Genomic DNA, 13,443 nt, shown 5'->3' on the forward strand with positions numbered 1-13,443 from the left:
GTTGGCTGTTCGCATGGTCAACACAGGGGATCTGAGGGAGCGGGCACGTCGATGGCGGCTGGCCGCAGACGCCACCCGCGCGGAGTCCGCGATGCTGATGAAGGTGTCCGAGTTGAGCTGGCGCTCGCCGTCGGCGCAGGAGTTCCGGCGTCTCATCGCCCGCCGGGTGCGCGAGTTGCGAGAGCTTGCCGACCGTGAGGATGCCGTCGCGGACCTCCTCGATCGCGTGGCCGGCGAGGCCGAGCGGGCAGCGTGAGCGACCTCGAGGTCACGGGGGGCAAGGGTGGGATCGAAGTGGCTGTGGGCGACCTGAGAGCCGCGGCCGCTCGGATGCGCCGCACTGCCGAATCCATCGCACGGGACACGCCGCGAGAGTCTGACATCGAGCTGACCACGGCGGCGCCCGTTGTCGGGCCCGACTGGGGACTGGGAGCTCGAGCGCTCGGGGCGCCCATCGATCTGGCACCCCTCGTGGGCCGGTGCCGACGAGAGCTCGCCGACCTGATCTCGGATGTTGCTGGCGCCATGGAGCGACTTCGCGAGCTCGCCGACTCCGTGTCGAGTGCAGCCACCAACTACGAATGGGCCGAGGGGGCGGCGCGCGATCTGGTCTCGGGGGTGCACGCGCAGGCCATGGGCATCGCCTGGCTGATCACCCACGTCACGGGGCGCGCATTTGGCGTGTTGGACGAGGGCGACGGTTGGGACGTGGTGTTGACGCCTGCTGAGCCGCGAGGCGCCGTGCCGGTGCCCAAGTCCGCTGAGTCGCTTCTCGCCGGCATCGACTCACTCGGGTTTGAGGGTCGGGTCCGCGTGATCGAGTTGCCCTGCGCAGACGGGTCGACGACATGGGTCATGCAGGTCCCGGGCACTCACGGTGGCATCGAGAGTGCAGGAGAGGTTCCGATGGACTGGCCCGCCAACGTCTCGCTCATGCTCGAGGCGACGAGTGCGTCCAAGATCGCGGCGGTCAAGGCGCTGGAGCGGGCCCAGGCAGGTCGCGCCGGTCCCCGCGATCGAGTCGTCCTCGCGGGCTTCAGCCAGGGTGGGATCGTCGCCGCCGCACTGGCCTCGGACCCTGAGTTCACCCGGCGTCATCGGGTGACGCAGATGGTCACGGCGGGTTCACCCGTTGACGAGTTCCCCATCCCGGACTCGACATCGGTGCTGTCACTGCAGCAGGCGGGGGATCCGGTGCACGTCCTCGACGTCTCACCACCGCCCGGTCGGGGGAACTGGACGACGGTGACGTCCAGCGCCGCGGCCACCGCAAAGGGAGTGTTCCGGTTCCACGACCTGGGGCTCTACCGGCGGGTGGCCGCACAGGCTGACCGGTCGCCCGACGTTTCGCTGGCTGCGTGGCGGCGCGACCTGGCACCCGCGCTGGCCCCCGCCGCTGGCGCCAAGCCCGTGGTGCATGAGTTCCGGTCGGAGCGACGGTGGCAGAATCGCGACTCGTGACCCCCAAACTGCTGTTCCGCCGGGTAGCCATCGCCGAGGCGATCACCTGGGCCCTTCTCCTCATCGGGATGTTCCTCAAGTACGTCACCGAGACGACCGAGCTCGGCGTGCGGATCTTCGGGATGGTGCACGGGGTCGTGTTCATCGCCTACGGGCTGATCGCCCTGGCCACATGGGTCAACCAGAAGTGGTCGCTCCGCACCGGTTTGCTCGCGCTGGTGAGCGCCGTGCCTCCGTTCGCGACGGTCCTCTTCGACAAGAGCGCTGAGTCCGCCGGGCAGCTCGAAGGGTCGTGGCGCTTCGGTGCTGGCGGTGAGGCGCCGGCCTCCTTCGCCGAGCGTCTGCTGGCCTGGCTCACGCGCAACCCGGCCCTCGCGGCCGTGGTCGGGGTCGTGGCAGTCGTCGGCCTCACCGGCGTGGCCCTCTTCGTCGGCCCGCCGGCATCGGGTAGCTGATGAACCCGTCCACCGCGCTTGCTCGCGTCCTCGTCGACGAGCTGATCCGTGGTGGCGTTCGCGAGGTTGTGCTCGCTCCCGGTTCGCGCTCCGCGCCCCTGGCGTATGCCGTCCAGCAGGCCGAGCGTGAAGGTCGACTTCGTCTTCATGTGAGAGTCGACGAACGCACGGCCGGCTTCCTGGCCTTGGGGCTAGCAAAGGGTTCTCACACACCGGTTCCCGTCATCATGACGTCAGGCACGGCTGTCGCAAACCTGCACCCCGCCGTGTTGGAGGCGCACCACACCGGAGTGCCGCTGGTCGTGCTTTCGGCCGACCGTCCGGCCGAGTTGCGGGGGACGGGCGCCAACCAGACCACGGTGCAGCCGGGGATCTTCGGGGCGGCCGTGCGCTGGTCCGCTGACCTCCCGGCGCCCGAGTTGGTCGAGTCCGTGGGTGCCTTTCACCGCACGACCGTGTGTCGGGCGCTCGCGGCCGCGCGCGCAGACCTGTTGAGTGGTGCGTCGGCAGGCGCCGGTGGTCCCGTCCACCTCAACGTCGCCTTCCGCGACCCGCTCACCCCAGACCTCGAAGGCACGACGACCCTGGCTCATCAGGGGCGCGACGGAGAGCGTCCGTGGGTCATGCCGCCTGCTCCCTCCTTCCCGATGTCCTGGGGAGGTGTCGAGCACCTGCCGCGCACCCTTGTTGTCCTGGGCGACCTCGCCGCTTCATCCCTCTCATCGCACTACGTGGTCGACTGGGCTGATCGGCACGGCTACCCCGTCATCGCCGAGCCGTTCGGCGACCATGACAGGTCCATGCTCATGCCGCACGGACCGCTCCTGCTGACGGAACCAGGCTGGCTCGCGCAGAAGCTCCCGGAGCGCGTCCTCGTCGTCGGCCGCGTGACGTTGTCCAGGGCAGTGGCAACGCTGCTCCGGACCGAGGGCATTCGAGTGGAGGTGTGTACGCCCACCCCCGACTGGGCCGACCCTGGGCATGTGGCCCATGCTGTGCACCCGATCACGGTGTTCACAGACACGAACGAGCACGAGCCGGACATTGAGTGGCTTGAGGCATGGCACAGTGCTGGATCGGTTGTGGCACAGGCGGTTCAGGATCAACGATCGCCGTGGGGGACTGGTCTGGCCGTGGCTTCCGTCGTGGCAAAGGCGCTGCCCGAAGGCGCCCAGCTCTTCGTGGGCTCGTCCAACCCGGTGCGCGACCTCGACCTCGGCATGCGTCGTGACTCGCCGATCACGGTCGTCGCCAATCGCGGCCTCGCCGGCATCGACGGCTGCCTCTCGACCGCCATCGGACTGGCGCTCACCACTGATGCGCCGAGTTATGCCTGGGTGGGCGACCTGACTTTCCTCCACGACTCAAACGCGTTGGCCATGGGTCCGGACGAGCCCCGCCCCGACCTCACCGTCCTCGTCACCAACGACGGCGGTGGCGGCATCTTCCGCACTCTCGAGCACGGAGCACCCGAACGAAGCGCCGACTTTGGTCGCATCTTTGCCACCCCAACGGGAACCGACTTCGAGGCACTGTGCCGAGCACACGGCATACGCCACGTCCTTGCGGAGACACGCGAAGCGGCAGCCGAAGCGCTGTCCGCGCCCCCCGACGGGATCACCGTCGTCGAGGTGCCCATCGACGCGGAGTCGCACCGCGGCGCCCACGAGCGGTTGCGACGGATCGCGCGCGAGGCCCTGATTTCGACGTGAGCCCCCGGCTTGCGAGAATGAGCCCGTGACCACGACCCCCACTCGCACCGATGTCCTCGTCGTCGGAGCCGGTCCGGCCGGTTCCGCTGCGGCGAACTGGGCGGCGCGCTCCGGACGTGACGTGGTGCTCGCCGACGCCGCAGTCTTCCCGCGCGACAAGACCTGCGGTGACGGACTGACGCCACGGGCGATCGCCGAGCTCACCCGGCTCGGGCTCGACGAGTGGCTGCGTGGGCACACCGTGAACCACGGGCTCAAGGCTCACGGCTTCGGTCAGGTGCTCGAACTGCCCTGGCCCGGGGGGTCGTTGCCCGACTGGGGCTCGGCCGTGGCCCGGACCGAACTCGACGACCACCTGCGCACGGCCGCGCTGAAGTCCGGTGCCGTCGGGGTCGAAGGGGCCAAGGCCGTCGATGCCCGGATCGAGGGTGGGCGCGTGAAGGCCGTGACGTTCCAGCGCGACGGCGAGAGCTTCGAGATCGAGTGCGAGAGGCTCATCGTCGCCGACGGCGTGCGGTCCGGCCTCGGCAAGGTGCTCGGTCGCGTGTGGCACAAGGACACCGTCTACGCCGTGGCCGGTCGTTGCTACGTCGACTCGACGCAGGCTGACGACCCGTGGATCAGCAGCCACCTCGAGCTGCGTGGTGAGGAGGGCGAGATCCTGTCGGGCTACGGCTGGATCTTCCCGCTCGGTGGTGGCCAGGTGAACGTCGGCGCAGGCACACTCGCGACGACCAAGCGGCCCGCCGAGGTGGCGATCAAGCCGCTCATGGCGCGCTATGTCGAGGAGTGCCGCAGGGACTTCGGGCTGCAGGGCGAGGCTCGGTTGGCGACCAGTGCGCTGCTGCCCATGGGTGGGGCCGTGAGTGGTGTTGCCGGCCCGAACTGGGCGCTCATCGGTGACGCCGCCGCGTGCGTGAATCCCCTCAATGGCGAGGGCATCGACTACGGGCTCGAGTCAGGGCGGTTCGTCGTCGACCTGCTCGACACCGACCTGTCGGTCACGTGGCCGGCGCTGCTCAAGGAGCACTACGGCGAGGCGTTCTCCATTGCTCGTCGCCTCGCTGGAGTCGTGACCGTGCCGCGGATCCTGCCCGCGCTCGGCCCTGCCGGCATGCGTTCGGAATGGCTCATGACTCTGGCCCTGCGCTGGATGGGCAACCTCGTGACCGACGAGGACCGCGACTCTGCCGCCCGTGTATGGCGCTGGGCTGGCCGCCAGTCTGTGCGCCTCGAGCACCGCCCACCCTTCACCTGAGCGAAGTCGCGAGGGCAACTCGGACTACCTGCGGTTCACCAGTCGTCGATGAGCAGCAGCGTGCCCCGATTGAGTGGTCAGCGGGCGAGGGCGTCGCGGATGCCGGGTTCGGGCTGCCCGAGGACCGGATCGCGCCCGGTGACGACATCGCCCACGGCCTTGATGTTGGCGAGCTTCTCGCGCACCCAGCCGATCCACCACTCTCGTGGATAGCGATCGCGCATCGTGGTGTCACCCACCCCGTGCGTTGTCATCCCGGCCGCCCGGCACAGTGCCACCGCCCGGCCCACGTGATAGCGCTGCGAGATGACGGTGACCTCGTCGACGCCAAAGATGCGGTGGGCGCGCTGGCACGAGTCATAGGTGTCCCGACCGGCGAAGTCAAGGACGACGTCCTCCGTCGGCACCCCCGCTGCCACCAGGTAGTCGCGCATCGCCGTCGGCTCGTCGTAGGCATGGGTGCGGTTGTCGCCGGATACGAGGATCACGCGAACCTTGCCGTCCTCGTGCAGGTCCTTGGCCGCGTCGAGCCGGGCAGCAAGGTAGGGACTCGGACGGCCGCCCATGAGCCCTGCACCGAGGACCAGCGCGACCGGCGCCTCCGGGGCATCGGCCGCGTTGTGCACCCGTCCCACAGATGCGATCAGCACCCAAGCCCATGGCACCAGCACCCCGAGGAGTCCGATGACGACCGGCACGGCCAGGATCCGGACCGCCCGTCGTCCCCACAACTCCTTCACGCGCTCAGTCTGCCAGCGGTAGGCGGACGGCATACCGGCGTGTCTGTCCCGGAGGGGAGGAATTGGCGAGTTAGGGACGCGGGGCGGAGGTGAGGGCGTCGCGCATGGGGATGAGCTTGGCGTCCGACTCCGCCACCTCGGACTCCGGGTCGGAGCCGGCGACGATGCCGCACCCGGCGTAGAGCGACATGCGCTGATCGTCATTGGGGTGAATCGCCCCTGACCGCAACGCGATTCCCCACTCTCCGTCACCACTGGCATCCATCCAACCCACAGGTCCGGCATAGCGGCCGCGGTCCATGTGTTCGAGCTCGGTGATCAACGCATCGGCCACCAACGTCGGCGTCCCGCACACGGCAGCGCTCGGGTGCAGCGACTCAGCCAGCGCCAGCGACGTCGTGGCGTCGGTCAGCACACCCGCGACATCGGTCGCCAGGTGCATGACATTGGACAGGTGCAGGACGAACGGTGCCTCGGGGACATTCATCGAGGAGCAGTGCGGTGCAAGGGCATCGGCGACCGAGCGCACGGCGTACTCATGCTCCTCGAGGTCCTTCGACGAGCGGGCCAGCGACGCCGCCAGTGCCAAGTCGTGATCGTCATCACCGGTGCGACGGATCGTGCCGGCCAGGACCCGAGAGGTCACGAGACCCTTCTCGCGGCGAACCAACATCTCGGGAGTTGCCCCGACGAGTCCGTCGACGGCAAAGACCCACGTCGACTCATAGCTCTCGGCCAGCCGCCCCAACAGCCACCGCACGTCGATCGGCGCAGCCGTCCGCACGTCCAGATCGCGGGCCAGCACGACCTTGTCGAGCTCGCCCGCCTGGATGCGGGACACCGCCTCGGCCACGGCCCCGGCCCACTCGGTCGGTGACAGGGAGCCGTCGGCAAACGACACCTCGCCCGGAGACAAAGGGTCCGACGTAGCCACCGGCTCGATGCTCGGGGGAAGCGCATCCGTGGACGTCGTCGTCACCCACCACTGGTCACCCCGGCGACCGACGACGACCGAAGGCACGACGAGAGTGGCGCCGGAAGGTGAGTCGGCGGCATACGAGATCGCGCCGAAGGCGACGGGTCCGGTTCCCGGAAGGTCGACCTCGTCGCGCACGACTGCGGACCCCGAGACCTCACGCCACCACGACTCCAGCGCGGCAAAGCGATCGGCGCCATGTGCCGTGACCGATGCCGTGCGGCCCCAGCCGACGAGGCCGTCGCCACGGCGAACCCATGAAGTGGTGTCGCGCGCACTCGTGGCAGGCAGAAGTGCCAGCAGGGCCGTGCCGTCCGCGGGGGACAGCGCGACGGTGCGGGCGACGAGGGGCGCGTGGGGCGCAATGTCCGTTTCGGACGTGGGCTGGGACGTCATCACGCTGAGCGTAACCCCGAGGGGCGGCGGTCCCCGAATGGGCGCGGTGAGATGATGGCGACATGAGCCGCGCCTCCCTCGACAAGGACCCCCGCGACGTCGCGGCGATGTTCGACGACGTCGCCGAGAGGTACGACGTGACCAATGACGTGCTCTCCCTCGGCCAGGACCGGCTGTGGCGACGAGCCGTCCTCCAGGCAGTCGCCGCACAGCCGGGGGAGCGGGTCCTCGACATCGCCGCCGGCACCGGGACGTCGAGCGAGCCGTTCGCCGACAAGGGTGTCCACGTCGTCCCCGCCGACTTCTCGCTCGGCATGCTGCGCGTCGGCAAGAAGCGTCGTGACGATCTCGGCTTCACCGCCGCCGACGCGATGCGCCTCCCCTTCGCCGACGAGTCGTTCGACGTGGTGACGATGTCGTTCGGGCTGCGCAACGTCGCCGACACCGACGCGGCGCTGCGTGAGTTCGCTCGCGTCACCAAGCCGGGCGGGCGCCTCGTCGTGTGCGAGTTCAGCCAGCCGGTCAACGGGCCGTTCCGCAAGGTCTACAGCGAGTACCTCATGGCGGCCCTGCCCCGTGTGGCCCGCAAGGTGAGCTCCAACCCCGAGTCCTACGTCTACCTCGCCGAGTCGATCCAGGCGTGGCCCGACCAGAAGGCGCTCGCAACCCGGGTCGCGCAGGCTGGTTGGAGCGACGTCGCCTGGCGCAACCTGAGTGGCGGCATCGTAGCCCTGCACCGGGGCACCAAGTCGCTCTGAGGCAGCCTCCGCGCACTTAGGTTCGCCTTAGTGAGCGCCGACAATTCGGCTGCATAGAGTGGGTCGGTGTTCGTGAAGACTTTCACAAGCAAGGTGTGTCGTTGATCCTCGCCCAAGCTGCCGCTGGCCTCGCCAGTGCCGTCCGCGACTCTGATCGCGCGGACGTCGTCGTCATCGGAGCCGGCCCCGCCGGTTCCGCTGCTGCGGCACACCTGGGCGCAGCTGGAATCGACGTCCTTGTCCTCGAACGCACTCCCAGCACCACCGCTCGCAGGGGCGCCGAAGTCCTGTCACCGCGCGCCGTCGCCGAGCTCGACGCCCTGGGTCTGACGCAGGCCGACACCGAGGGCTGGCACCGCGCGACGGGCGTCCGCTTCGTCGGCGGCGGGATGCGCCTGGCTCTCGCGTGGCCCGACGTCGCCGGCCGCCCCGGACGTGGATTCGTCCGGTCGCGCGCCGCTCTCGACGAGAGCCTTTCGGCGTATGCCGTGTCTCGCGGCGCGCGCCTTCGTCGCGCCACCGAGGTCACCGGCCTCACGACCGATGCGTCCGGCCGGGTGAGCGGCGTGTCCGCTGACGGCCTCACGGTCGAGGCCGCCGTCGTCATCGACGCCTCGGGTGCAGGGGCAGGCGTGCAAGGCGCCAGGTCAGGCGTGGCCGCGACCGCGGACTTCGTCAGCCCGCGCCACAGCGACGACCACCTCGAGTCCTGGCTCGAACTCTCCGACGCTGCAGGCACGCGCCTGCCCGGTCACGGCTGGATCGTCGGCCGTGGCGACGGCCACGTCACCGTCGGTGTCGGAGCCCTGGCCGATGACACGAGCGCAACAACCGACAAGTGCGCCTTCGTCCTCCGGCAGTGGCTCACCGCGCTGCCGGCCAACTGGCAGCTCACCGACGCGACGATGACCGCGCCCATCAGCGGTTCCCGCCTGGGCACTCATCGCGACGCTGGTCCCCGCTACGCGAACGGCGTCCTGCGCGTCGGCGACGCAGCCCAGCTCGCGGACCCGCTGACCGGCGAGGGCCTCACTGCCGCACTGGCATCGGGACGCGTCGCTGCTGAGGTCGTCGCCGCAGCCCTTGCCCACGGAACTGCCGCCGAACGCGAAGGTGTGCTCGCGGCATACGCCACGCTTGTGGACGGTGCACTGGGACGGCGGCGCACCCTCGGCCGCGTCGCTGCCCGCCTCATCGACCGCCCGTGGATCACTCACCTGGCCACGACCTACGCCCTGCCACGAGAGCGCCTCATGAAGCTCGTGCTGGGCCGCCTCACCACGCCGAACAATCCTGCAGTTGAGACCTGCGTCACGCCCTCTACGATGGGGCGCGTGATCCGAGCCGCCGCACACCCAGGCACCGAAAGGGGAGTTGATCAGCGATGAGCAACCCCTACGTCCCGATCCTCTTCCTCCTGGCACTCGGCTTCGGATTTGCCGCGTTGTCGGTGGGCACCAGCCTCGTCGTGGGACCCAAGCGCTACAACCGCGCGAAGTCCGAGCCGTACGAGTGCGGGATCCAACCCTCGCCGCGTGCAACCGGCGGTGGTCGCGTGCCGATCAAGTACTTCCTCACGGCGATGCTCTTCATCATCTTCGACATCGAGTCGGTGTTCCTCTACCCGTTCGCCGTCGCCTTCGATTCCCTCGGACTGTTCGCCCTCGTGGAGATGGTGCTGTTCATCCTCACCGTGTTCGTCGCCTACGCCTATGTGTGGAAGCGCGGCGGACTGGAATGGGACTGATGACCTCCTGTATGCCGGGTATGCCGGGTGCTGCCTTTGATCTGACTGGAAGGGTTCGCTGATGGGACTCGAGGAGAAGCTGCCCGCAGGCTTTGTCCTGACGACGCTCGAGAACGTCGCCGGATACATGCGCAAGGCCTCGATCTGGCCGGCCACGTTCGGCCTCGCCTGCTGCGCCATCGAGATGATGGCCGTCGGCACACCGGACTACGACATCGCCCGCTTCGGCATGGAGCGCTTCTCGGCGACGCCGCGCCAGGCCGACCTGATGATCGTCGCCGGACGCGTGTCCAACAAGATGGCGCCGGTCGTCCGTCAGGTCTACGACCAGATGCCCAACCCCAAGTGGGTCATCTCGATGGGTGTGTGCGCCAGCTCGGGCGGCATGTTCAACAACTACGCGATCGTGCAGGGCGTCGACCACATCATCCCGGTCGACATCTATCTGCCCGGCTGCCCGCCGCGGCCTGAGATGCTGCTCAACGCGATTATCGAGCTCCACGACCAGATCCAGAACTCCAAGCTCGGCGTCAACCGGATCGCCGCCGCTCGCGCCGCCGAGGAAGCAGCCCTGCGCGCCACCCCGACGCACCTCATGCAGCCGACCCACGACCACGACGCCCTCACGGCGACGCCCGGGAGGAATCTCCTCGCATGAGCGACAAGCCCGCCAAAGACAACGCCAAGCCCGCTGAGAAGGCGGATGAGCCGAAGGCGACACCTGCGGAACCTGTGTTGGATTCCGGTGATCTCCACGCGAGCGACCTTGACCTCACGCAGGCGCAGGCCGCCGGCGACACCGCACCCGTCCAGATCGGCGAACGCCGCGGGATGTTCGGCCCCACGCGGGGGAGCGACACCACCGGCTACGGCGGCCTGCGCACCCCCATCCTCCTTCCCGGTGCGTCGCAGAAGCCCTACGGCGGCTACTTCGACGAGCTGACCGACACGCTCGGCAAGGCTCTTGGCGAGACGGGCGACACGGCATACGCAAAAAGCATTGAGCGGGTCGTCGTCGACCGTGGCGAGCTGACACTGCACATCGCCCGCGAAGCCCTGCCGACCGTCGCTCGCGCCCTGCGCGACGACCCGGCCCTGCGTTTCGAGATCTGCACCGGCGTCTCGGGTGTGCACTTCCCCAACGAGGCCGGGCGCGAGCTGCACGCCGTCTATCACCTGCTCTCGATCACCCATAACCGCCGCGTCCGCCTCGAGGTGAGCGCGCCCGATGACGACGCGCGCATCCCCTCGGTCGTCGACACCTATCCGGCGGCCGACTGGCACGAGCGCGAGACCTGGGACATGTTCGGCATCGTCTTCGAGGGCCACCCCGCCCTCACCCGCATCCTGATGCCGGACGACTGGCCGGGCCACCCCCAGCGCAAGGACTATCCGCTGGGTGGCATCCCCGTGGAATACAAGGGCGGCACCGTACCGCCGCCCGACGAGCGGAGGTCGTACAACTGATGGCCACTCAAGACACTGACAAGAACACGGCAGACACGGTCTACGAAGACATTCCGGCGCACGAGCAGAGCCCCGGGCTCGACTCGGCTCTGGGCGATGGACAGAACGATCCCTACGCCACAACGGACGCCGACCGCGAGGACGGCGCCCGCGTGTTCAACGCGACCGGTGGCGACTGGGGTGACCTCGTCGACGAGGCGACCGCACTCCACGAGGAGCGCATCGTCGTCAACATGGGGCCGCAGCACCCGTCGACGCACGGCGTGCTCCGTCTCATCCTTGAGCTCGACGGTGAGACGGTCACCGAGGCCCGTGCGGGAATCGGCTACTTGCACACGGGCATCGAGAAGAACATGGAGTACCGCAACTGGGTGCAGGGGGTGACCTTCTGCACGCGCATGGACTACCTCACGCCGATGTTCCAGGAGACGACCTACTGCCTGGGCATTGAGCGGCTCCTGGGCATCGAGGACCAGATCCCGGAGCGCGCGAGCATCATCCGCGTCCTCATGATGGAACTCACCCGGATCAACTCCCACCTCGTGTGCCTCGGCACCGGTGGCATGGAGCTCGGCGCGACGACCGTCATGACCGTCGGCTTCCGTGAGCGCGAGCGCATCCTGCGCATCTTCGAGACCGTCACCGGCCTGCGCATGAACAACGCCTACATCCGCCCCGGCGGAGTGGCGCAGGACCTGCCGCACGGCTGCCTGGACCAGATCAACGGCACCGTCGTCGAACTGCGTCGCGGGATCCGCGAGCTCGAGCTGCTGCTCAATGAGAACCCGATCCTCAAGGGCCGCACCAAGAACGTCGGCTACCTCGACCTCGCCGGCTGCATGGCCCTGGGCATCACCGGTCCGATCCTGCGCTCGACCGGGCTCCCGCACGACCTGCGCAAGAGCCAGCCCTACTGCGGCTACGAGACCTATGACTTCGAGGTCGTCACCCGCACCGGCGCCGACGCCTACGACCGGCTCCGGATCCGTCTCGACGAGATGTACGAATCGCTCAAGATCATCGAACAGTGCGTGGAGCGCCTCAAGAAGGTCCAGGGCCCGGTCATGGTGCAGGACAAGAAGATCGCGTGGCCGGCGCAACTGTCCGTCGGCAGCGACGGCCAGGGCAACAGTCTCGACCACATCCGCGAGATCATGGGCACCTCGATGGAGTCCCTGATCCACCACTTCAAGCTCGTCACCGAGGGTTTCCGCGTGCCGGCCGGTCAGGCCTACGTGCCGATCGAGTCGCCCAAGGGTGAGCTCGGCTGTCACCTCGTGTCCGACGGCGGCACGCGTCCCTACCGGGCGCACTTCCGGGACCCGAGCTTCAACAACCTGCAGGCCGTGGCCGCACTCTCCGAGGGCGGTCAGGTCGCTGACGTCATCGTTGCCGTGGCCTCGATCGACCCCGTCATGGGAGGCGTGGACCGCTGATGGAGCACTACGGATTGCAGACGGCGTCCGGGCACCTCACGGTGTCCGCAGAGTCCAAGGAGCCGTATCCCGCGGATGTCCTTGAGGGCATGCACCTGGATGCCGAGCAGGTCATCGCGCGCTACCCGGAGAAGCGGTCGGCACTGCTGCCGCTGCTGCACCTCGTGCAGTCGGTCGACGGCTACGTCACCGGCCGTGGCATCGACTTCTGCGCCGAGGTCCTCGAGCTGAGCCGCGCCGAGGTGTCGGGTGTCGCGACGTTCTACACCCAATACAAGCGCCACCCCAACGGTGAGTTCACCGTCGGCGTCTGCACCAACACGCTCTGCGCGATCATGGGCGGCGACGAGATCTGGGACTCGGTCTCCGAGCACCTGGGCGTCGGTCACGACGAGACGACCGACGACGGCAAGGTCACCCTCGAGCGCATCGAGTGCAACGCGGCGTGCGACTACGCACCGGTCGTCATGGCCAACTGGGAGTTCTTCGACAACCAGACGCCGGAATCCACCAACCAGCTCGTCGATGACCTGCGCTCCGGCGCTCCGGTGAAGCCGACCCGCGGTGCGAACACGGTGTGCTCGTTCAAGCAGATGTCTCGCGTCCTGGCGGGCTTCCACGACGGTCGCGCCGACGAGGGTGTGGGCGCCGGACCGGCCTCGCTGCGTGGCCTCGAGGTCGCGCACGAGAACGGCTGGGAGGCGCCGCGCGCCGACCATGGCAAGCCCGCCGACTCCACGGACGGTGGAGCCGACGACGCCACCACCGAGGCCAGCGCTGAGGGCGACAAGGTCGAGGGCAAGGCGGCCGGACGGCACACCTCGGTCAACGCGCCGACCAACGAGCCCGACGAGAAGCCGGGCGGCAAGCCGGCCAAGGACTCGCCGGCGCCGGACGAAGAGGACGACACCCTCTTCGATGACGGCTCCTCCACTGCCGAGGGCGACCCCAAGGGGGACGCACCCCTCGTGGGCACGCCCGCCTCGCCGACGTCGCAGGGAGCCACCCCCCAGACCGGCGGGATGCGTCCCGAGGGT

At 68.8% G+C, this 13,443-nt stretch carries 13 protein-coding genes and 1 pseudogene; 12 read left to right on the forward strand and 2 right to left on the reverse strand.

Going from position 1 to position 13,443, the window contains the following annotated elements:
- Positions 1–13: 13 nt before the first annotated feature.
- From V6K52_RS04655 to V6K52_RS04675, 5 genes are read left to right on the forward strand one after another with little or no spacing between them, the layout of a single operon-like run.
- Positions 14–256: a hypothetical protein gene (locus V6K52_RS04655; RefSeq protein WP_353952731.1), complete on the forward strand. Its 243-nt coding sequence runs from the start codon at positions 14–16 to the stop codon at positions 254–256.
- Positions 253–1,461, forward strand: a complete 1,209-nt coding sequence (locus tag V6K52_RS04660) for a hypothetical protein (RefSeq protein WP_353952732.1) — start codon at positions 253–255, stop codon at positions 1,459–1,461. The genes V6K52_RS04655 and V6K52_RS04660 overlap by 4 nt, the downstream gene beginning before the upstream one ends.
- Positions 1,458–1,916: a DUF3817 domain-containing protein gene (locus V6K52_RS04665; RefSeq protein WP_353952733.1), complete on the forward strand. Its 459-nt coding sequence runs from the start codon at positions 1,458–1,460 to the stop codon at positions 1,914–1,916. The genes V6K52_RS04660 and V6K52_RS04665 overlap by 4 nt, the downstream gene beginning before the upstream one ends.
- On the forward strand, positions 1,916–3,628 hold the full coding sequence (menD, locus tag V6K52_RS04670; RefSeq protein WP_353952734.1) for a 2-succinyl-5-enolpyruvyl-6-hydroxy-3-cyclohexene-1-carboxylic-acid synthase: 1,713 nt from the start codon (positions 1,916–1,918) through the stop codon (positions 3,626–3,628). Before V6K52_RS04665 ends, menD begins: the two co-directional genes overlap by 1 nt.
- Positions 3,629–3,653: 25 nt before the next feature.
- Positions 3,654–4,886: a geranylgeranyl reductase family protein gene (locus V6K52_RS04675; RefSeq protein ID WP_353952735.1), complete on the forward strand. Its 1,233-nt coding sequence runs from the start codon at positions 3,654–3,656 to the stop codon at positions 4,884–4,886.
- Positions 4,887–4,963: 77 nt separating this feature from the next.
- Here V6K52_RS04675 and V6K52_RS04680 read toward each other — a convergent pair whose 3' ends face one another.
- Together V6K52_RS04680 and V6K52_RS04685 are read right to left on the reverse strand one after the other, a co-directional pair.
- Positions 4,964–5,626, reverse strand: a complete 663-nt coding sequence (locus tag V6K52_RS04680; RefSeq protein ID WP_353952736.1) for an ElyC/SanA/YdcF family protein — start codon at positions 5,624–5,626, stop codon at positions 4,964–4,966.
- A gap of 70 nt (positions 5,627–5,696) precedes the next feature.
- Positions 5,697–6,998, reverse strand: a complete 1,302-nt coding sequence (locus V6K52_RS04685) for an isochorismate synthase (RefSeq protein ID WP_353952737.1) — start codon at positions 6,996–6,998, stop codon at positions 5,697–5,699.
- Between the two features lie 62 nt (positions 6,999–7,060).
- On the opposite strand from V6K52_RS04685, the gene V6K52_RS04690 reads away from it, so the two are divergent.
- The 7 genes and pseudogenes from V6K52_RS04690 to nuoE form a co-directional block, all read left to right on the forward strand.
- Positions 7,061–7,756 (forward strand): demethylmenaquinone methyltransferase, encoded by a 696-nt coding sequence (locus V6K52_RS04690; RefSeq protein WP_353952738.1) that lies wholly within the window; start codon positions 7,061–7,063, stop codon positions 7,754–7,756.
- Positions 7,757–7,857: 101 nt separating this feature from the next.
- Complete coding sequence (locus V6K52_RS04695) at positions 7,858–9,144, forward strand: NAD(P)/FAD-dependent oxidoreductase (RefSeq protein ID WP_353952739.1); 1,287 nt, start codon at positions 7,858–7,860, stop codon at positions 9,142–9,144.
- A complete protein-coding gene (locus V6K52_RS04700; RefSeq protein ID WP_353952740.1) occupies positions 9,141–9,503 on the forward strand; it encodes an NADH-quinone oxidoreductase subunit A in 363 nt (120 codons plus the stop codon). Before V6K52_RS04695 ends, V6K52_RS04700 begins: the two co-directional genes overlap by 4 nt.
- A 61-nt stretch (positions 9,504–9,564) precedes the next feature.
- Complete coding sequence (locus V6K52_RS04705; protein WP_353952741.1) at positions 9,565–10,161, forward strand: NADH-quinone oxidoreductase subunit B family protein; 597 nt, start codon at positions 9,565–9,567, stop codon at positions 10,159–10,161.
- Complete coding sequence (locus V6K52_RS04710; RefSeq protein ID WP_353952742.1) at positions 10,158–10,970, forward strand: NADH-quinone oxidoreductase subunit C; 813 nt, start codon at positions 10,158–10,160, stop codon at positions 10,968–10,970. Before V6K52_RS04705 ends, V6K52_RS04710 begins: the two co-directional genes overlap by 4 nt.
- Entirely contained in the window at positions 10,970–12,406 is a 1,437-nt protein-coding gene (locus V6K52_RS04715) for an NADH-quinone oxidoreductase subunit D (RefSeq protein ID WP_353952743.1), read from the forward strand. Before V6K52_RS04710 ends, V6K52_RS04715 begins: the two co-directional genes overlap by 1 nt.
- Positions 12,406–13,266 (forward strand): annotated as a pseudogene (nuoE, locus tag V6K52_RS04720) (NADH-quinone oxidoreductase subunit NuoE); the annotation flags it as partial. The gene V6K52_RS04715 and the pseudogene nuoE, both read left to right, overlap by 1 nt.
- Positions 13,267–13,443: the final 177 nt, after the last annotated feature.

The organism is Knoellia sp. S7-12 (assembly GCF_040518285.1).
Taxonomy (GTDB): Bacteria; Actinomycetota; Actinomycetes; order Actinomycetales; family Dermatophilaceae; genus Knoellia.